A 21151-nucleotide genomic window follows, 5' to 3' on the forward strand; every position below is an offset into this window, starting at 1 on the left:
ACTTTCACCAATTAGCAATGAACGGCTTGCTAGGCACGCGGCACGGCTTCAGCTTCCTCGGCAGAAATTCGCTGCCTGTGGGATCTTCAGCTCGCGCTGTTCCCCCAGGAGTGTCGCATTTTCCCACAGCTTTGTGTGGTTTTCTGTTCGATTAAGAGGAATTCCATAGAACACTGATTTCAATAGCTTGCTTCTTTCAAAATTAGAACATCACTACTAGCGGAGGCAAGATACGTAGACTCCTGCGGATACAACACGTGTCCGAAGACCCCACAGCGAGGTACGAGCGAGGAGACTGAGGCCGTGTCCGCGTAAAGCGAAGTATCTTGCCGAAGCGAATCTTTGCAATCAGCTTCGGAAGAATGGTAGAAATTCACGTAAAGTTACGTCGCAGTGTTGTTCAATTGTGTAGTACAACAACTAAGAATAAAAAAAGAGAGTCTGAGTAATCAAACGCTCTTTTCTAGACATTATTACTTTTGGGTAATGGACATACTCGACAGTGGGTCAAGTCTTCTTTCTTTTTCTCTAATCTATGAAATAAACAACATGTGACGCGACAAGGGCGATCTTCTAACTCTTGACCAATCTTCATATAACGGCGTATCGGGTTCTCCTCTAAACCAAAAATTGTTCCATTCGCATTTTTTAAATAAGCAAAATCTTGGTATACCTTTTTTTTCTGCTTCTCAGTCAAGTCTTGTGCTAATAACTTCTGATAAATAGAGTTAATACGAACCGCAATATTCTCCCATAACACAGAGGATTTAACCTTCGCTACTTTTTGCAATACCTCAAACAATGGAGTGATTTGTTCCGCAAAAAGCTGTCTAAATAGCTTTTGATATTGAGCCTCCCAATTTGCATCCGTTACCGATATGACATCGACTTCTTCTAACGGGATTTGTAATGTATGATCTTCTCCATACACTGCCTTATCAATAGTTAAACCATAAGCAACATGATACTGAACAAGGCTAAATAAAGTAGAGGATACCGCCATGTACGCATAACGCTTGGAAAACATGGATGCAGCAACAACAATATGTGGAGCATGCCAATTTTCCATTTGTTTTTGCAAAAACTGTTTACAGATGTCCTCTTGCAATAAATCCATTACTGGCACACCATTTGTCACATTGTACTCCATTTTAAAATTTCTTAAATCATACATGAGCTTTGCCATATCAGATACCACAGATACCACCCTCTACAATATTTTCGTGCATCTCTATATATGTCGATTTCGGTAAAGTAAATAAATAAAAAAGGGAGCCCCAACTCCTGCAGTAAACACACCCGCAGGTATATCTAACGGTAAAAAAGCAGTGCGAGCAATCAAATCTGCAATCATCACCATCACCCCACCAACCAATGCCGCTAGTGGGACGAGAATGTGAAATGTATAGCCGACTAGCTTTTTAGCAATATGCGGTGCAATAAGACCTATAAAGCCAATACCTCCAGCAAAAGCAACCGCAGAACCTGCTAAAGCAACACTGATAAACAATAAGGCAAAACGTATGAACTGTACATTTACTCCCAAGCTGGTAGCCAGTTCATCTCCTAACTCGAGCACACTAATGGTCTTTGCCAATATAAAAGTAAGCGGAATAAAGATTAATACCCATGGCAGCATACCATATACATCTATAAACGTTGCTCCATAAAGACTGCCAGTCAGCCATAAGTATGCCTTTGTTGTAACAGCTGTTTCACTAACTACAATTAATAAAGTAACAATCGCATTCATCGCGGCTGATACACCAATCCCTATTAATACGAGGCGTATCGGTGTCACTCCATTACTCCATGCCAATATATAAACCATAATGGCAACAAACGTAGCTCCGAGTATGGCCGCTAATGGTAACCAATGAATCGAAATCATTCCCATTAAAAAAACAATAAATAGCATAGCTCCTACAGAACCACCTGCCGTTATCCCAATGATGTCCGGGGAAGCTAATGGATTTCGAATAATCGATTGTAGAATAAGACCAGAGACACTTAATGCTGCTCCCACTAAAAAAGCGAGTAATAGTCTTGGAAGCCTAAGTACATTAATGGTAAAATCGTGCTCACCATCAGATATACCCAAAAAGTGTTGCCACACTTCTGAAAGAGGTATGTAGGAGGTTCCGATCGATAAACTCATCATTGTAACAATGAAAAGTAAAAGACACAACAGGGCGTATACCCGCACCGTTTTTTGATAAAGTAATTCAGTTACTCGCTTCATACTAGGAAAGCCCCCTGCGTGCAATGTAAATAAAGAACGGTGTACCAATCAAAGCTGTCATCACACCAATAGGAACTTCTTGAGGCATAATCAAAAAACGCGCTGTTACATCTGCCAGTAATAACAAGCCAGCACCAACAAACGCACTGACTGGAAGTATCCAGCGATAATCTGGTCCTACCACTCCTCGGACAATATGCGGAACAATTAAGCCAATAAAGCCAATCGATCCACCAATGGCGACGGATCCACCTGCTAAAAACACGACAACCACACCGATTAAGATTTTTAATAGGATAATTTTTTGACCTAATCCTTTTGCCACATCTTCTCCAGACAAAAGAATATTAATAGAGCTGCCTAATAAAAGGGCCAGTAATCCACCGAAAAGAATAAAAGGCAGAATCGGTAAAAGCACATCCATACTTCTACCTGCAACAGACCCAGCCAACCAAAATAAAATGCTTTGAATTCTTTGTTCATCAATAACGAGAAATGCTTGTGTAAAGGAAACAAACAAAGCTGAAACTGCTGCACCTGAAAGCACCACTTTCATAGGTGACAATCCTCCAGTTCCTATTGACCCTAAAAAATATACACATAACGCTGCAATTGCTGCACCGATAAAAGCAATCCACATGTAGTGAACTAAAGAGTCTACCGAAAAGAGAGTAATAGCTATGACAATAAAAAAGATAGCACCAGCGTTAATCCCAAATATATCGGGAGCTGCTAGCGGATTACGAGTAAGTGCCTGCATCATAGCTCCTGCCATCGCTAAACTTGCACCAATGACGGTTGCTATTACTGCACGTGTTAGACGTGACGTCATCACAATAATATGCTCTGTTAATGATTCATCATAATGGAAAATAGCATCCCATGTTGTAGAAAAAGCAATCGGTGTCTGACCAAGTGACATACTTAGCGCAAATGCTATAATCAGAATACAAAAACTAACGACAAAGGCTATCCATTTTTGTTTTTCTTTTTTCGGTGTGTTTATCATGCAGGAAACTCCTTTACTCTCCCCAAAATTCACGAACTACAACAGACAAAGGTAGGAGAATGACCCCCTACCTTTCTATGAGAATGTCTTCAAGGCTAAATGAAAAGATAGTCAGATGTTTTGAATGAGTTAACTTATAGGCTCAGCCCTATTCTTCTAGTTCTAATCGGTCAAATATGTCATCTAACATTAAGTTGGCAGCAATGATGCCTCCACCCATGTTCCAAATGACTTCGTCGACACGATGTACTTGATCAGCTTCTACAGCGTCTAGTTCCTTCCACAATGGATGTTCTGTCCATTCTTGATACGTTTTTTGTACAGCCTCCTCATCATCCATAAATAAATAGAAAACATCTGCGTTCATTTCTGTAATGCTTTCTTTATCTGTCAGCTTTAAAACTGCTTGAGAGTCATCTGTAATCTCTTTTGGCCCTTCAAAACCTAATTCATCCAAAATCGATCCGGCGAATCCAGTTACATAAATACGGGCATGATCTGCTCGGAAATTTAATACGGAAACATGATATGGCCAATCATCGGCATATGTAGCTTCTGCTTGTTCTTGGAATTTCGCCACTCTATCATCCCATGCGGTTAGTAGTTCGTCCGCTTTTTCTTCTTCCATCATCGCCTCACCCATCAGCTCTACTGTCTCTTTAAATGCAAAAACTGTTTCGTGCGTAACAGTTGGTGCAATAGCTGATAGTTGATCATAAATTTCCTCATGTCTCAATTTAGAAGCAATAATAAGATCTGGATTCAACTTGTTAATTTCTTCTAAGTTAGGCTGTGTTTCTTGTCCTACAATCGGTACATCAGTTAAGTCATCTCTTAAATATTTATACATTGGTTGTTCGCGCCAAGATTCAACCACACCAACAGGCGTGATACCAAACGCTACTGCTGCATCTGTGGCTCCTTGATATAACGTCACAATTCGTTCAGGCTTTTCTTCGATCGTAGTCGTTCCCATCGCATGAGATACTTCAACTACTTCTTGACTTGCTTCATTATTCTCTTCTTGCTCTTGATTCTCTGCTTCCTGTGTACCCTCTTGATTTTCTGCTTCTGGTTCTTCTGCAGTTGTTTGCTCATCTGATTGTCCACACCCAATCAAAATAAATATCATGGCAAATAACGCTAACATTATAAAAAGCATGGACTTTGTTTGCTTATGCTTCATTTTATACTCTTCCTTCCCTTTATTAGTATTGATAATCATTATCACTTAAGTAGTATATACTACTTCCCATATAAAAACAACCCCTAATTGAAAATGAAAATCAATTAAGGGTTGTTTCACAAGTCGTCGCTATCTATTATCGAAGCTGGAATTAAGCTGCTTTTCAAAACGTTTTTTAACTATATTGAAAAAACTTACGCAAAAAAACGTAACCTGTATCCATTTTTAGCTGTTTCACCTAATTGATCGAGCAAATTATAGTTTGCATAAGCTCCTATAACTGCACCTAGCCCTGGCACCATCTGCAACATTTTGACTAAATCAATGTAATCCCTATATTCTTGCTGGAAAACTCGCCAATCCATATCTTTGAGTTTTTCTTTTTCTTCCTCCCAGTATTTCACATAGTGATAGACTTCTCTTCGTCGGTCATCATTGGAAAATGCAAGCTGGAAAATATGAAGGATATATAATCGCTCTTCATATTCTTTTGTGTCATATCCATAAATACTCGCCACTTCAAATAAAAACTTCATTTTAATGGATAAGAGTAAAGGAAAATCAGCTAATCCTAGCAAGAAGCCCCCTGCACCTGTACCCGCTCCTTCAACAGCAGCTGTTTTGCGATACGCTGCTAATTTTTCATCCACTAGTAACTCTTTTTCTCGTAAACTCATACCAGCAACCTTTTTTCTCGTTGTCGTAAATTCAGAGCCTGCTAAGGTAGCCTTTACCATATGTTTTATACTTTCCGTTATGACTTCGTGAGCTTTCTCCGGTATGTAACTATTGATTTTATTTTGCGCCTTTTTCGACATACTTTTCCACAAATTTTTCTGCTTCATCACAGACAATTCCCATTCCAACATATCGTTGTACACTTTTTGTTCATAAGTCTGCAAGGACCATCCACTCCATACTGTTATTTCTTCCTAATACTACGATTCATAGTAAAAAAAGTTTCACTTGCCTATTATATGACAACAATAAAAGGGTATGCGAAGACTTTTGCTTGGCAAGAATAATACAACATACTATGAAACTAGTTGGAGTGTGTTGATAATGATAGAAACTTTACAAAATGTGTTTACTGTATTTGGAAGAGTTATAACCATTTTACCTTTATTATTATTTGTTACCTTATTCATGGGAAAGCGAGCAATCGGTCAATTACCAGTATTTGATTTTATTATTATTTTGACATTAGGTTCAGTCACAGGTGCAGATATTGCTGATCCCAACATCAATCACTTGCCAACAGCGGCAGCTATTATAATGATTGGCATTTTACAGCGATTAGTAGCCAAATGGAAGATCTCCAACCGTAAATTTGGTGGATGGATTACCTTTGAGCCAACGGTTGTGATTCAGGATGGAAAAATATTAAATCATAATCTTAAAAAAGTCCAATACTCCATTGACAATATTCTCTTAATGTTACGTGAGAAAGATGTTTTTGATATTAGTGAAATCAAAACAGCTGTTGTGGAGGCAAATGGTGCTCTCAGCGTGCTTAAAAAACCTCAAAAAACGACGGTTACTCGTGAAGATTTAAATATTGCTAATAATACTGTAAGCATTGCCTACCCAGTTATTGTCGACGGTCAAATTTACCCTAATGTATTAGAGAAATTGTTGTTAGATGAAGCGTGGTTAAGACAGCAATTAAAAAACCAGGGTATTACCCATATAGAAGACATCTTTTTCGGTTCGATTAATGAACAACATTTTTTACAAATATCTCTTAAAAACGAAAGCAACATCCATGTTCCTCCCATTCACTATCGTCAAAGTTAAAATATAAAATAGTATCTGTAAATTTTATACTTACTTTAATTTTATAATTGCAAACTGCCATCCGAAATGGATGTCTTAAATTCTGTCGGCGTATATCCTGTATATTTTTTAAATACTTGCCCAAAGTAACCTGGATTTTTACCAAATCCAACATTTTTAGCGATGGCTTGTATTTTCATTTCATCTGATTTTTGTATGAGTTCCATTGCTTTTTCAACCCTTTTCTCAATCAAATAGATCGAAAACTTTTGGCCAGTCTCCCTTTTAAATAGTTTTCCTAAATAGTCGGGATTAATAAAAAAAACTTCATTTGCTATTTTACTAATCGATAAGGATTCATCATCAAGATTTGATTCTACATAATCTTCGACTCTATCAATGATCACATTCGAAGGCTTTTTTCTTTTTGCTTGGAAATACTTCGTTATGTCTAATGATTCCTTCATAATAAAGGCTTCCATATCATCTAATGTTGTTAATTGATTCAAATGAGCCAAGCTTTTGTTTAATTGATGTGAAATGCGTTTATTTAGTTGTCGATGCAGGATGAATAATAAACCGAGACATTCTGCTTTCACCATATCCTTATCATAAAATTGAGATCGAACTTTGTTAAAAAATTGACGAAGATATACTTGTACATCTTTATCTTTTCCTTGCTTTATCATTTGAAAAAAGGACTGATGCTCAAAAGCTAACTCTTTTAAATGTTTATTTTTCTTCTTTTTTTCATCACTGGCTATAACGGACCCTTTTCCAAAGTAAAAACGATATTCGAGACATTGTTCTGCCTCTTTATATAACCAAGGAATGCTGTCAATTGTCCCACTTCTACTAATACATGTGGAAAAAGATAGGGAATCATCCTCACCATATGATTGGTGCAGTTCTGCTATTTTCCCTTTTAAACAATCGAGGGGTTGGTCTGTAAGGAATACAATATATTTTGCTACAACGGTACAGAACCCCTTTAAAGGATGAATATGTTTATCGACTAGGACTTTTAATTCTTGTAACTTCTCATAATTAGATTGGCCATCTAACATTAACATCACAAGTCTGATATCTATTTTATTACTTGGCAATTCTAGTAAAATACTATCGATGTTAGCTTTTTCTTCTTTCCCCATAATAAAATCACGTAACAACTGTTCTTTAGCTTTTGGGATTATCCTTCTTATCGTTTGCTCGCGCTTTTCCTTCTCATTTCTCTCCTCTATTAGCTCTTCTAATGCTGCAAAAATTTTATGTTCATTGCTAGGCTTTAGTAAATAATGTTTGGCTCCAAATTTCATCGCAGTTTTGGCGTATTCAAATTCATTATAACCGGACAAGATAACAAACTGTATCTGCGGATATTGATCATGCACTTTTTCCATTAACTCCATGCCATCCATTCCAGGCATACGAATATCCGTAATAATAATATCAGGAACCTGCTCTTTTATGAGGTCTAAAGCCATAATGCCATTAGAAGCTTTACCAATCAATTCTGTATCGCATTTCTCCCAATCTACTAATTCACTAATACCTTCTAGAATATTTATCTCATCATCAACTAGTAGAATTTTGTACATTTGAATTCACCCTTTAGTGTATACTTATGTACATTCTATGAGTTAAAACCCTGTTTTCATTACTCTGTTCTGGTCCTCCATATATGACGATTGCCCATACTTTCTACTTTTTTAAACAATTGAAAGGCGATCCACATGTTTAATTGTGCGGTTAGGCTGAATCCTAATATCGCAATAAAACCTTGTAAATATGCTAGAAAATAATAAGTACCCGCCATCACAAATAGCATTAAAATAAAATTAGCCGGTTGTAAGAATCCAAAGGCAATCGCATATTTAAAATACTGCCAATACTTAAGCTGATAGTGGACATAGACTGGAAAAATATATATTAATAAAATTAAATAAACAATTCCAATTAATAATAAAAAGCATTGCAATATTAATGATATAATACCTTCCATTTGTAAAGCCAATCGAAAATCAATAAACCATAAAATACCGAATCCGGCTAGAACATAGCCTAGAAGGTTAGCTTTCCAAAAATCCTTACGATAGGTTTGAGCAAATAATCGAAAAATAGATGTGTCTTCTCCTAATGCAGTTTTTCGCGTAACAGTATATAAAGCAACAGTGCTTGGAGCAAAGCCAAGAATCAAACCTCCCAGCAAAGCTCCGATCATCCACATTACATTTAAATAAAAGAAATAACATATCCATCTACAAAATTGTTGTATCCCGTTTGTAAAACGTTGATACATGCAAGTAACCTCCCTAACTAGAAGTTAACCTTTTAAACCACTCGTGCTGATTCCATCTACAATATATCGTTGAAAGATAAAGAATATGATCATAATTGGCAAAAGGCTAAGAGTTGTCATCGCGAACATAGCTCCCCAATTGGTTACCGCTTCTGGGTCAGAAAACAGTTTTAGAGCTAAGGATACAGGGTATTTCGTTGGTGTTTGTAAATAAAGCAGTGGTGCCATAAAATCATCCCAACGCCAATAAAAAGAGAAAATCGCGGAGGTCATCATTGCAGGTACAACGAGCGGAACAATAATACGAGTAAAGATCGTAATCGTATTACAACCATCGATACGTGCTGCTTGATCCAACTCTTTAGGGATTGTTCTCATAAATTGCAAAATGAGAAAAATAAAGAAAGGTATCCCGAAAAAGGTTGGTACAATTAGCGGCAAATACGTATCCACCCAACCAAAAGCATTAAACATGATGTATTGCGGTATCATAATCATTTCAAACGGTAGCATCATCGTCATCATCATAATCGCAAACCATAACTTTTTAAAACGGAAATTTATTCTGGCAAAACCATAAGCAATAATGGTTGATGATAATATACTTCCGACCGTCGCTATAGTAACGATAATAAAAGTATTTTTATAAAAAGTGGTAAACGTTATTCCAGCAAACCCTTTCCATCCTTCTGCATAATTAGAAAAGCGCCATTCGTCTGGAAATAATTGATGAGCGTTAACGAAAACTTCTGAACTTTCTTTAAAAGAGCTTCCAACCATCCATAATAATGGGTAAAGCATAATCAGAGTGAATAAGGATAAAAAAACATGTTGGAAGACCTTTTTGGCTAATTTCTGTTGTTTCGGCTGCATTTCAAAAACCTCCTCTAACTATCCTCATAATGCACCCAATATTCGGATGACTTAAATATTAATGCAGTAAAAATGGCAATTAAAACAAGCATGATCCAAGCTAAAGCAGTGGCGTAGCCCATATTAAAAAATTCAAATGCATTGCGATACATGTATAAAATATATAGGAGCGTACTATTTATTGGTCCGCCTTGGGTGATGATAAAACTCGGTGTAAATGCCATAAACCCATGAATAGTCTGCATAATCGTGTTAAATAAAATAACTGGCGTTAACATTGGAATAGTGATTTTGAAAAACTGTTGGATAGCATTGGCTCCATCTACAGAGGACGCTTCATAAAAGGTTTTCGGAATATTTCGCAGACCGGCTAAGAAAATAAGCATAGAAGAGCCAAACTGCCACCCATATAATACGACCAATGTCCAAATCGCTGTAGCAGGATCTCCTAACCAAGAATGTGTTGGTAAACCAAGCATCGTAAGCAACGAGTTAATAGCCCCATCGTTTCCAAACAACTGTCTCCACATGATTGCTACACCGATACTGCCGCCTACAATAGATGGTAAATATAATAACGTTCGATAAATACCAGCTGCCTCAATTACTTTATTTAAAGCAAGGGCAATTAATAGAGCAAAAACTAGTCGAATCGGCACCCCTGTACCCGCATATAAAAAAGTTACTTCCATCGCATCCCAAAACTTGGGATCCATTGTAAAAGCATGTGCATAATTGGATAAACCTATCCAAGAAGGGGATCCAACTAAGTTAAACTCTGTAAAAGACAGATAAAAAGAATATAAAATCGGAAATAAAGTTAAAAGAATTGTTCCTATAATAAAAGGGGAAATAAATAAGTAACCCATTCCATTATCGTAATCATTTTTCGTTTTACTTTTCTTAAAAAGTATTTTTTTCTTGTTGGGTGGAGAAGATGAATGAGCGTTTCCCAAAGGCTGTGACATATGAACACCTCTTTCTGCTGCAAAGATTTGTGATGAAAGGAGATGGAACAGTTTCCTTTCCATCTCCTATGGATTGCTTATTGTCCAAACACAGATTCTGCATTTTGTCTAAATTGTGCCGCTCCTTCTGCTGGGGACATTTGACCATACATCACCATTTCATCTATATCTTCTAAATGGCTGATGACTTCACTTGCTTCTGGTGGAAAATTTGAATCTGCTGGTGAACTATTTTCTGATACATAGTCAACATAATCATACACTTTTTGATCCAATTCGCTTAAGTCTGGTAATAGTGCTTCACGAACACCTGGCTGGATTGGCACACCTCGATCAGAACCAATGATCTCGAATACTGCCACCGTATTAGTGAAGAAGTTAATAAACTTTGCTGCTTCTTCTTTATGTTCAGAGTTTTTACCAATTGACCAAAGCATAGAGGGTTTTAAGAACATCCCTTGATCATTGTTTTCGCCTGGTAATACCGCCATTTCGACAGGCTCTCCAGCCGCTTTCTCGATGGTTCCCACTTGGTTCGACCAGTTCGTTGGATCTAGCGGAGTTTCCCCTCGCACGATCAATTCATCTTCTAAACCTTTTATTTGTTGAATCACATCATAGCCTGGTGACACTCCATCATCAATTAAACCTTTTACCATCGTAAAATAGTCTTCTAATAATTTGTCATCATCATAACCTAGTCCTGTCCCATCCTCATTGAATAGCGATAACCCTTTTTCCCTTACATAGTATTCGAACATATTTCCTGGTTCTGCGAGACGAACACCATAGTCCCCTGTTTTTTCATGATATTCTGTGGCAATATTGACGTAATCCTCCCATGTCCAGTCGTTGGTTGGTGGCTCTATACCTGCTTCTTCAAATGCATTTGGTAAATAAGTAGCTACTAATGCATTGGTTCCAGTAGGAATACCTACAAGCTTTCCATCTACTTTTCCACTTTCTATGATCGTTTCAGAAACACCTTCTAGATTAATCGTTCCGTTTTCTACATATGGCCCTAAATCCTCTAACAAATCTTGACTAGCATATTGATTCACATATTCACCAAAATTTTGCTGCATAATATCAGGGAGGTTATTACCAGATGCTTGCGCAGCCATTTTCTCGAAATAACCATCAAATCCTGTAAACTCGGCTTGGATTGTGATGTGCGGATTTTTTTCTTCATATAAATCGATAATTTCATTGGTCATATCATGTCTATTCTGTGATCCCCACCATGACATTCTTAAAGTAATCTTTTCTTCTGAATTGCCTTCTTGATCATTAGATTGCTCTTCATTTTCATTGGATTCCTCTGTACTTTCATCCGATGGCTCTTCATTCCCTGTTTCCACATCGTCACCACTACATGCTACCAGCAACGTCATCAAGACTACGAATAAATAAAATAAGAACCTCTTCACTATTTTCCTCCCCTTCCTTCGTTTGAAACCGTTTACAGTTCCTATTATATAGATTTTGAGAATAAATAATATAAAAAATGCAGAGGTGCATATTAAATAAACAGACATTTTATTTGATTATTTATCCATAAAGGGTAATGTTATTTTAATTCTTGTCCCTTTATCCATTGTATTATCTACCTGAACACCATAGGCAGTACCAAACATCAAATTGATTCGCTCATGTATATTGTATATGCCAATTCCTGACCCTTTCGATTTGACCTTCCCTTTGAAAATATCAGAAATAGTCTCGATATCTATTCCAGGTCCATTATCTTCTATCATGATTATCAACAGATTGTTTTGCTTTTTTAATGTCACAGATATATAACACGGTTCCAGCATTTGTTCCAAAGCATGTTGAATGGCATTCTCGACCATTGGTTGGATGGTGAGTTTAGGGATAAGATATTTTCCTACACCTATCTCATAATCTAATGAAAAATGTAGTCGATCTCGAAAACGGTGCTGTTGAATGGTCATGTAATCTTTTACGATATCAAGCTCATCATCTACTGTAATAAGCGGCTCTTTTTTGCTTAGAATATTTCTTAATAAATGCGCCAATGACTCTGTAAGCATAGAGATTTTTTCTTGTTTATGAATTCTTGCAAACCAATTTATAGAATCTAATGTATTGTACAGAAAATGGGGATTTACTTGCGCCTGTAATGCTTTATATTCCGTTTCCTTTATTATTAATTGCTTTTCATAGTTTTCTTTAATAAGTTTATTAATTCTATCCATCATTACCTGAAAATTAACATGCAGCTGGCTAACCTCATCTTGACCATGTTGGTCCATCGCTATATGAGTTCCGGTAAAATCCCCCTTTTGTACCTTCTTCATTTTCCTTGTTAATCCTTCTAAAGGGCGGGTAATCAAACTGGCTGCTTTTTTGCTTAATATCATTGTAATCAATAACATAAAAAGGAAACTAAACATCATTACCTTATTAATCCAAGCTGTTTGATCCGTTATGTAATCATAAGGTAAAAAGTTATAATACGTTAAATTAGAATAACGTGATGGTTTATAAGATACCATAAAATCATGGTTGTTGACTGTTTCAATCGCGTAGCCCTTACGTAATTTCTCCTTTGTAAATAAACGAACTCCAATATCTAAGTTATTATTGCGATATATCACTTGTTGATCCTTCGTCACGATAAAGCGGTTAGGGGACAAAGCCACCCATTGATTCATCAACTGATCCATATCAATAGTGATAACTAAAATCCCTAAGTGATCAAGAAGCACGTTCTCCTTCTTTCTTATTATTCGTGCCGCCATAATTTTATTTTCACTCTCGCTATGAAACCATATATTTTCACCATTAGATCCTTTCAATAATGATGCCATTCGCTCTCTTTCGACATTAGATCCAAACCCCGACAGATAATTGCCACCCTGTTTATCATAGATTTGTATAGAAGAAAGGTATTGCTCTGAAAAAGCATAAGAGCGTAACCTTAGAAGGAAACTTGTCCTCCTCATATAATCTTCATAGTCGATTAAATCACTTGTTCTACTATCTAAATAACGCTGAATCGTATCATCCGTACTAATTTGAAAGGATAAATTTTCTACTTTTTGCAATTCATTATCTAAAATAGTTGAAAATAACTCCAAAGTGTTCGAAGATTCCTGGTATATTCTCTCTTCATACATAGATGTGACGTAGTTAAAAGTAGCGATTCTTGTAATCGTAAATATAACCAAAAGCACAATAGATAATGTGAAGATTTTATCCCTTATATTTAAGTGTCGGTAAGTTTTTCTGATATTCATTTACCAAACCATCACTCCTTATGATTGCTATTATCAGAAAAAGTCTGGCAGATAGGTTTGCTTATTTGGAATCACTTGCTCCAACTGTTGAATAGCATGTTTATCCCCTTTTATCAGCCCCATTTCCATGAGCTGCATAGGACGTGCATAACTAAGAAGCATGGATGCAAGTTGCTGAACCGTACAGTAAATTGAACTTGCACCTGAATTCGTTTTATCAGAAAACTGTATTTCCCCATCTTTTTCTACTAAATAATAGACACCACTATTTTCACGGAAGAAGTCGTCTTCTACATGTATCGCAATCGACTGAAAATCTATTAGATTATGAAAAGGGAATAACTTTAGAAAAGAAGTTACATCTACAATTCGCGCCATAAAATAAGGATTCACTTGCTGTTCAAAACGGGGTTCGTTCAATAACCATGGTAAATGATCATTTTCCGGAACCGTTATCTTTACTTCTTTCGCCATAGAGTCATGATTCGTGATAAATTCCATTAATAAATGTTGTCCATTTATTGTCGTATATGCTATTTCTTCCACTTTCATTACATGATCCTTCACATGAAATAGAATATAGCCCTCTGGCTCGTTTTGATGGCTATAGCAAACGGCGACCCTTGTCTCTTTTTTTAATAATCTATGCTCCCACCATTTAGAATCGCGAACCAAAGCTCCGTTATATGGAGCAATAAAGTCTGTATATATGCTTTGTAACAGCGTTATTTCTTTCCCTTTCCTTCTAACATAACCTTCTCCACCCCAGTTACGTTTCAATTGATCCATTGGAATGGTATATTCTTTATGGCTAAAGGCCAGTTCCCAGCCATATTTACGGTAAAATGGTACAGAAAATGGATGTAAATAGGATAAAACTTGTCCACTCTTTTTCATAAATGTTAATGCTTCATAGAGCAATTGTTTAACCATCCCATTTCGACGGTATTCCGGCCAAGAAGCCACCGACGCTATGCCACCCATTTCGATTCTTCTTCCATTTACATAGACAGGCAGCGGAATCATATGCAATTTCGCTGCTAATTCACCTTCCACTTTAGCTCCCCATAGATGCATACGATCCATCTCTTGCTTTTTGCTGTCTTTCTCTTCCTCGGTTAACTGATATTGAAAAGCAAATTCCGAAAGCTCCAACACCTCGTTGTAATCGCTTTTATGTAGTTTCTCTATTTCCCCCAATTTTAGTCACCTCTCCCTCGCTCTCATTTCCTTCATCCAGTATAGCAATCATTTTGGGAATATTCTACATCCATTTCGCCCTGACACTAGACCCTTGTACAAGCAAAATATATCTTATTACATAAAGTATTACATACCAGTGTTGAGGGGGTGTGTTAACATGTGCAGCTGTAAACGTAGAAAGAAGAGGAAAAAGCGCCGTTGCTCTTTATGCCACCTAAGACACTTTGATCACTTCAAGCCGTGTTGTAAATGTCATCATTTTTGTTTTCATGATTTCTGTCCAAAATGTCATTGTTGCCACCATTCGCATTAGTAACCTTTCCTCCGCTTCATAAGCAAGGGGGCCTCCTCTTGTTTAAAAATATGTGAGTGCCATGTTCATTTGAGCTCCATTTACTGACCGTTAGTCTCTCTTAAGCCGTTGTGAATATATGCACACCTCTTTCTTAAAAGACGTTGATAAACAAATAGAATCTTTAGCATAATTGTTGGGAATTATGCATGAAATGGTTAGTAGTGAGATGAAATGGAAGGATGAGAGGACATGAATACCTTCGAAAATATACGGCACAATGATAAGAACGCTGTTATTACGGTATATGGAAACAGTCAAATTTCGATTGAACCCAATATAACAGAGGTGCAGCTAGGTGTTGCTACCGAAAATACATCAGTCCAACAAGCACAACAAGAAAATGCCCGAATAATGCAGCAGATTCAACAAGCCTTACAAGCATTAAACATTCCTCCAGAAAATAGACGGACAAGTGAATTTTCCGTTCAGCCTATTTATCACCATACAGATGGCGTTCAACAATTAAGCCGTTACCAAGTTATTCACATGTTAGCTGTTCAATTAGATAATATCAAACAAACAGGAAAAATCATTGACACCGCTATTCAACATGGCGCAAACAGAGTTGCCAATGTAATATTTTCTGTAAGTCACGTCGATCACCACTACAAACAGGTATTGCAACTAGCTGTGAGAGATGCCTACATAAAAGCAGAAGCTCTTGCTCAGATGTTCCACTTAAAACTTCATCCCATCCCTCTAAGCATATTAGAACAAACGTACATGCCGCCGCCAACTCCTTACCAAAGCAGTGCAAGCGCTGAAATTTATGGAGGATTCTCGACCCCAATTGAACCTGGCAGCATTGAATTAGAGGCAAGCGTAGAAGTGCAATTTCAGTACATGAAGTAACGAAATACCCATATAAAAAGAGCTGATTTTTGAAACAGTTCCTTTAATGCGCCCAATACCGAAAAGAGGATACCGGCTTCGGACTCGGATTATGATTATACAAGTCTGAAGCCATTTCTTCTATCTCTCCTTGTATAACGTTGGTATCCTCAGTTGACTCTTCTGTATCAACATTTCCTTTTATATAAACAGTTGAATGTAATGGAACCATCGCATATAGTTCCTCTACGTCCTGATTGTGCAAACGAACACATCCCTGGGATACGTCTTCTCCAATACTATCTGGATTATTCGTCCCATGAATAGCATATATAGGGTTAGACAGCTGCATTGCTCTCGTTCCATAGGGATTATCATTGGTTGGATAATATGCTTGATTAGGGTATGGTACTTTATCAGTTATAGTAAAAACTCCTGCTGGTGTACGACTATTTTCTCCCAATCCTACTTTATATTGACGAATCAAAGATGAACCTGATTTTAAAATAAGAGTATGTTCATCCTTTGATATTTCCAATATAATAGGCTGAAAGGAATCCAAATCATTTTTTAAGGTGAGGTTTGGTTTTAATGCTTGTTCAATCGAAGCTGCCAGGCCATCTACTGTTTCGGATTCTTGCACATTAGATGGTTGATAATGCCAGCCTCCCTCACCTGTGAAGGCTTGTACGACTTCATTAGAGTGGGTTGTAGGCTCAAGAGGTAAATCGGTGACATATTGTTCCTTAACTAAAGTGGATAAATCAGAAGGAATCGTACCTGTATGCTTCACATATTGATACAATGCACTTCTTAAAACAGTAGTAGATTCCCACAATAAGTCTTTTTTAGAATGAGATACTTCTGTTTGATTTAACTTCATCAGGTTACCCTCTATAAGTGCTTGATCTCCTTTTCCTTCTCTTGTCTTTTCTAATTCATTAATGATATAAGGAAGAGTTGTAGGTTGATCCGGACTGGTAGTATCTGATCCATTTGATACGATAAACCAAATTATAGGGGTTAATATACCTAAAAGATAAAAAATAATAACTAAAAGGATAACGTCCCCTCTATTCCACCTTTTTGTCTGATTCAATCAAACCCCCACCTTTTCCTTTCTTCTACTTATACTCTATGTAACGAAAGCATAATTATTAGTATTTATAGCCATAAAAGAAATATATTATTCTATTTAAAAGATGCTTTTTGTATTCTTAGTTGTTTTATTACACAATTGAACCAAACTGCGCAATAGTGAAAATTTGTCTTGATGTAGCTGCCTTCCATTCTAATTTAAGATGTGTGCTATCATTCGCTCCGGTAGAATACTACGCTTTCACCCAAGGGCACAAGTGCAACATCTACTCAAGCAAAGATCGCTTTCGTAGTGTTTTCTATGCCGTCGGGCTTGGCTTCAGCTAACTTGGTAAAGAAAACCTCTTTACCAAGTGGATCTTCAGCTCTCGCTATCCCACAGGAGTCTCCGTATTCTACCTTCGCTAATAAAGGAGTTCTACTTTTGGGAAGAATAGATCCATAAGAATTCATTTCTTTGCACTCTATCTTTCTTCAATCAGAACTCCACACAAAGCGGAGGCAAGATACGAAGACTCCTGCGGAAACAACACGTGTCCGAAGACCCCACAGCGAGGGACGAGCGAGGAGGCTGAGGCCGTGTCCGCGGAAAGCGAAGTATCTTGCCGAAGCGATTCTTTGCACTCAGCTTCGGAAGTATGGTAGAAAGTCATCCTAAAGTTATTACGTAGTTTATGGATATTGTGCATTAAAAAGCAACTATCCTTTAGAAAAACAGCCTATAAAAAAAGAGCTCATCTTAATAGATGAGCTCTTTACGGTTATTTATTCATTTGTGCTAGAAAGTCTCCTAATAGATCTTCTGGTGCTTCGTCCTCATCATCTTCCTTTTCTTCTGCCATTTGAGCGACCTCTTCTCTTGCCTTTTTAAAGTCAAAATTCATTAAATCATCATCACTATTAGATAATGGAGGTGCTTCTTCCTCTACCTGAACCGTGCTTTCAATTTGCTCATCAACTGGATTTTCTTCCTGTTCAATAGATGCAGAGGCTTGCTCTTGTAAATGCAACGCCTCGTCTATATCAACAGCATCACTATTTAGTGAAGCTAATACAGATGTAGCTCGCATCGGGTCTGCGAGCAATTGATAAACAATACTGCCTAGCATCGCCTCAGAATGAGAGTGCTTTAGCCAATTTCGCTGCTCTTTGGTTAGCTGTCTTGGCATAGGAATAGTTAAGGTTTCTCTTTCTTTAGAAAAAGATTGACTAACACCTTCCAATGCAAATTCTGCAATTTTACTAGAGAAATTTCTTCTCTCCGTTTCTTTTAATTTCTGTAATTGCTTGATGATATGGTCTGGTGTGTCAGAAGGCAAACGAAAGGTAATCGCTTGTCCTCTTTGTATTTTATTTGGTTCTTTTCTGGCCACATAATCACCCTATTAACTGCTCTTGACCGTTTTTTTCGCTTTAGCAGTGGATTGTTTAGTGCTTTTTTCAAAAGCAGAAATTAACTTGTAATACGCATTTGCCATCATCCAAATACTTTCCTTTTCGTCTTCAAAAAAACCAATATTAAATCCATCTAAGTTATTATTTAGCGTTTTTAAGTAATCTTTTAATACGAGTGCTCCACCACCAACAAAATAGCAAATTTCTGTTTGAGAGTTTTTCTGCCATACATTACGTAAAAGGCGATATTGCTTTTTAGCTAATTCTAGTAATACTCTATCTGTAATATCATGAACACTAGTACGACTACCTTTAACCATAATATGATTTCTATCATGTTTTTTCGTTATAATTTCCACTACATCACGTCTGCTATCTAATTCTACATCATATTTGGTACGAATTTCTTCCCTTATCGCCTCTAATGACTCCGAAACCCCAATATTAAAGCCTTGCGCTTTATCATCATCTACTTTTCGGTTTTTAATGACCGCAATATCTGTAGATAAACCACCAATATCCTGGATCAGTATCCGCTTATCTACTAAATCTCTATTAATAATATTTAAATTATTATCCATTACTAGATTAATATAAGCAGCAAAACCCTCTGGATATATCTTCATTTCATCAAATTTAATGTTTACTTTAGTGCCTTGATATTTTGGTGTCACTAAAAACTCTATTTGATGAACAGATCCGAGTAGACGAGAGCGATAACCAGCATCTTTTCCTTCTTTTACTTCTCTTAATGGAAGTCCTGTACCAAGAGTATAGTTGGCATCTATGACATCATTTGCTTTTTTAAAAATCTCTTGGTTGGAATCTCTGACAGCATCTAATGCTAATGTGGCAAAAAGCATAATTAATGTTTGATCTTCCTCTGACTTGCTTGTTCCTTGATCAATTTCTGTAGCATTGTCACTTTTGGTTGCGAGGTTACCGACACGGTAAATAGCATTGTTCTCTTGTAGGGCAGGGGAGTGAACTCTAATATGAATGCCTTCTAATGGATCTTGGTCATTTAATTCTTCTATACCAATAACAGGTCTATCTTCTGTATCTCTTGCAATCACATTAGGGATATTCAGTTGATAATCCTCATGTCCAAAAATCGCTTTCACAGAATCATTCCCAACATCTACTGCTGCAATTCTAGTATCGCTCATACAAACATCCTCTCTTATATAGAAATTTCCACCATATTTTAATAGTATAGGATATTTTAAAATTAATCAATCAATCTAAAGTTGTAGTCTTTTTCGCATACAAGTGTACAAATAAGAATACATGTAAACTTATTCGAACACTCACCTACAAAACAGCAAGTGTTCTGTTTTGTATACATGTACACATTATTGCAATCTTAAAGTTTTCTATTTTGTAAACTTGTATTCATTTTTGTAAACAATACAAATATAGTACTATTCCATCATTTAGAGGTGAATGATCCATCTCCATTTAAAAATTTGGGAATCATATTTCATCCACTTTAAGAATAAAAGTAAAATGATGTGTTCGAAGAGATTACCTATAGGAGGGATTCATTTGTCAGCATTGTCAAAAAGCGCATCTTTTGAACATTGTTTTTGGCTTCAAGTGATGAAAGACCATGCTACTTTTATTCGAGATTCTTTATATCCTTCGGAGGAAGAAGATATAAGAACAGCTAAAGAATTTGTCCATATATTTGATTCTTTATTAAATGAATTAAATTCTCTGTCAAAAGACAAAGTGATATCTTTTACAAAACAAACAAATCAAACCGTAGACAAATTTAAGAAGTTTAAGCTATCTATTATCAAACGACATTTAACAGGAAATATTAAGATCCATCTACCCCCTACTTTTATCAACCACATGGTAAATGAGTTAGAAGAATATCAACTGGTTATGTCTTATCTCATAGAAGGAAAAGTGCCGCCAATTTTCCACGAGCTTCACCATCATATTGTCTGGCTCGCAGATGCTTCTGGGCATGCTGGGGCAATTAACGATGAATTAGACAAAGTAGAACAAAGGCTAAAAAAGAAAAGTCATCATTTTGCAAAACATTTTGATCAATTTTTTATCAAAGCGGTTGAATTAACTGGTTATTTACGTGCTAACATATCCTCATTCCCAGCATTAAACAGGTTTAATAATGATGTCGAAGTAGAAATAAAATTATTTCAAACTTTTTTACATGAGATTGAAGAAATGGAGCTTTCCGATACTATCCTCAGTACATTCTCCGCACAAATGGCTGATCATATGTATCGTGAAGAATGTTATTACTTAATGAAAGTAGCAGAATCCTCAGGTGCTCCCCTACCCGATTGTGATCCTCTCCAAAAAGATCGAAATATAAAAGAAGAACCTCAATAATTAAATGAGGTTCTTGCTAATACTCAGTACAAAATAGCTATAAACTGCGACGTAACTAAGCGTGACTTCCTCCCATTCTTCTCCGAAGCTGAGTGCAAAGAGTCGCTTCGGCAAGATACTTCACTTTCCACGGACCACGGCCTCAGCCAGGGGACTACTTGAAATAACATCTTTGCTCCCTTGCACCGAGGAAGCCTACCACGAAGCTTTGCTAGAAAATGCACTGACCCCCTAAATCCGGACACTCCAAAATAAAAAATTTAGGGGGTTAGTACCATGAATCGAT

General features: G+C 36.8%; 19 protein-coding genes. 3 read left to right on the plus strand and 16 right to left on the minus strand.

Going from position 1 to position 21151, the window contains the following annotated elements; all coding sequences use genetic code 11:
- Positions 1–463: 463 nt before the first annotated feature.
- The 5 genes from GHD00_RS19575 to GHD00_RS19595 all read right to left on the minus strand — a co-directional run bounded on the left by GHD00_RS19575 (position 464) and on the right by GHD00_RS19595 (position 5339).
- Complete coding sequence (locus GHD00_RS19575; protein WP_163539879.1) at positions 464–1198, minus strand: IucA/IucC family C-terminal-domain containing protein; 735 nt, start codon at positions 1196–1198, stop codon at positions 464–466.
- 33 nt (positions 1199–1231) lie between these two features.
- Positions 1232–2242 carry a FecCD family ABC transporter permease gene (locus GHD00_RS19580; protein WP_163539880.1) on the minus strand — a complete coding sequence of 337 codons (1011 nt, stop codon included), beginning with the start codon at positions 2240–2242 and terminating at the stop codon, positions 1232–1234.
- A 1-nt stretch (position 2243) separates the two neighbouring features.
- Positions 2244–3251, minus strand: coding sequence for a FecCD family ABC transporter permease (locus GHD00_RS19585; protein WP_163539881.1), 1008 nt, complete (start codon positions 3249–3251; stop codon positions 2244–2246).
- A gap of 148 nt (positions 3252–3399) precedes the next feature.
- A complete protein-coding gene (locus GHD00_RS19590) occupies positions 3400–4437 on the minus strand; it encodes an ABC transporter substrate-binding protein (protein WP_240468764.1) in 1038 nt (345 codons plus the stop codon).
- 194 nt (positions 4438–4631) lie between these two features.
- Positions 4632–5339, minus strand: coding sequence for an EcsC family protein (locus GHD00_RS19595; RefSeq protein WP_163539882.1), 708 nt, complete (start codon positions 5337–5339; stop codon positions 4632–4634).
- Between the two features lie 160 nt (positions 5340–5499).
- Between GHD00_RS19595 and GHD00_RS19600 the strand changes: the two genes are divergently transcribed.
- Positions 5500–6234, plus strand: a complete 735-nt coding sequence (locus GHD00_RS19600) for a DUF421 domain-containing protein (RefSeq protein ID WP_163539883.1) — start codon at positions 5500–5502, stop codon at positions 6232–6234.
- Positions 6235–6275: 41 nt separating this feature from the next.
- Here the strand turns inward: GHD00_RS19600 and GHD00_RS19605 are convergent, their stop codons facing one another.
- The 7 genes from GHD00_RS19605 to GHD00_RS19635 form a co-directional block, all read right to left on the minus strand.
- Positions 6276–7811, minus strand: a complete 1536-nt coding sequence (locus GHD00_RS19605; RefSeq protein WP_163539884.1) for a response regulator transcription factor — start codon at positions 7809–7811, stop codon at positions 6276–6278.
- A 59-nt stretch (positions 7812–7870) separates the two neighbouring features.
- Positions 7871–8512, minus strand: a complete 642-nt coding sequence (locus tag GHD00_RS19610) for a YesL family protein (protein ID WP_163539885.1) — start codon at positions 8510–8512, stop codon at positions 7871–7873.
- A 24-nt stretch (positions 8513–8536) separates the two neighbouring features.
- Positions 8537–9385 carry a carbohydrate ABC transporter permease gene (locus GHD00_RS19615; RefSeq protein WP_163539886.1) on the minus strand — a complete coding sequence of 283 codons (849 nt, stop codon included), beginning with the start codon at positions 9383–9385 and terminating at the stop codon, positions 8537–8539.
- Between the two features lie 14 nt (positions 9386–9399).
- Positions 9400–10254 carry a carbohydrate ABC transporter permease gene (locus GHD00_RS19620; protein WP_240468765.1) on the minus strand — a complete coding sequence of 285 codons (855 nt, stop codon included), beginning with the start codon at positions 10252–10254 and terminating at the stop codon, positions 9400–9402.
- Between the two features lie 176 nt (positions 10255–10430).
- Positions 10431–11783 (minus strand): ABC transporter substrate-binding protein, encoded by a 1353-nt coding sequence (locus tag GHD00_RS19625; RefSeq protein ID WP_163539888.1) that lies wholly within the window; start codon positions 11781–11783, stop codon positions 10431–10433.
- Positions 11784–11900: 117 nt separating this feature from the next.
- Positions 11901–13616, minus strand: coding sequence for a cache domain-containing sensor histidine kinase (locus GHD00_RS19630; protein ID WP_163539889.1), 1716 nt, complete (start codon positions 13614–13616; stop codon positions 11901–11903).
- A gap of 33 nt (positions 13617–13649) precedes the next feature.
- Positions 13650–14816, minus strand: a complete 1167-nt coding sequence (locus GHD00_RS19635) for a GNAT family N-acetyltransferase (RefSeq protein ID WP_163539890.1) — start codon at positions 14814–14816, stop codon at positions 13650–13652.
- Between the two features lie 547 nt (positions 14817–15363).
- On the opposite strand from GHD00_RS19635, the gene GHD00_RS19640 reads away from it, so the two are divergent.
- Positions 15364–16026: an SIMPL domain-containing protein gene (locus GHD00_RS19640; RefSeq protein WP_163539891.1), complete on the plus strand. Its 663-nt coding sequence runs from the start codon at positions 15364–15366 to the stop codon at positions 16024–16026.
- 43 nt (positions 16027–16069) lie between these two features.
- Here the strand turns inward: GHD00_RS19640 and GHD00_RS19645 are convergent, their stop codons facing one another.
- The 4 genes from GHD00_RS19645 to GHD00_RS19660 form a co-directional block, all read right to left on the minus strand.
- Positions 16070–17104, minus strand: coding sequence for a L,D-transpeptidase (locus GHD00_RS19645; RefSeq protein WP_163539892.1), 1035 nt, complete (start codon positions 17102–17104; stop codon positions 16070–16072).
- Between the two features lie 269 nt (positions 17105–17373).
- Complete coding sequence (locus GHD00_RS19650; RefSeq protein WP_163539893.1) at positions 17374–17556, minus strand: hypothetical protein; 183 nt, start codon at positions 17554–17556, stop codon at positions 17374–17376.
- 308 nt (positions 17557–17864) lie between these two features.
- A complete protein-coding gene (locus GHD00_RS19655; protein WP_163539894.1) occupies positions 17865–18476 on the minus strand; it encodes a hypothetical protein in 612 nt (203 codons plus the stop codon).
- Between the two features lie 12 nt (positions 18477–18488).
- Positions 18489–19667: a ParM/StbA family protein gene (locus GHD00_RS19660; protein WP_163539895.1), complete on the minus strand. Its 1179-nt coding sequence runs from the start codon at positions 19665–19667 to the stop codon at positions 18489–18491.
- A 433-nt stretch (positions 19668–20100) separates the two neighbouring features.
- On the opposite strand from GHD00_RS19660, the gene GHD00_RS19665 reads away from it, so the two are divergent.
- A complete protein-coding gene (locus GHD00_RS19665) occupies positions 20101–20865 on the plus strand; it encodes a DUF2935 domain-containing protein (protein ID WP_240468766.1) in 765 nt (254 codons plus the stop codon).
- Positions 20866–21151 lie beyond the last annotated feature (286 nt).

It is taken from the genome of Gracilibacillus sp. YIM 98692, from assembly GCF_010993965.1.
In the GTDB taxonomy this organism is placed as follows: domain Bacteria; phylum Bacillota; class Bacilli; order Bacillales; family Amphibacillaceae; genus Gracilibacillus.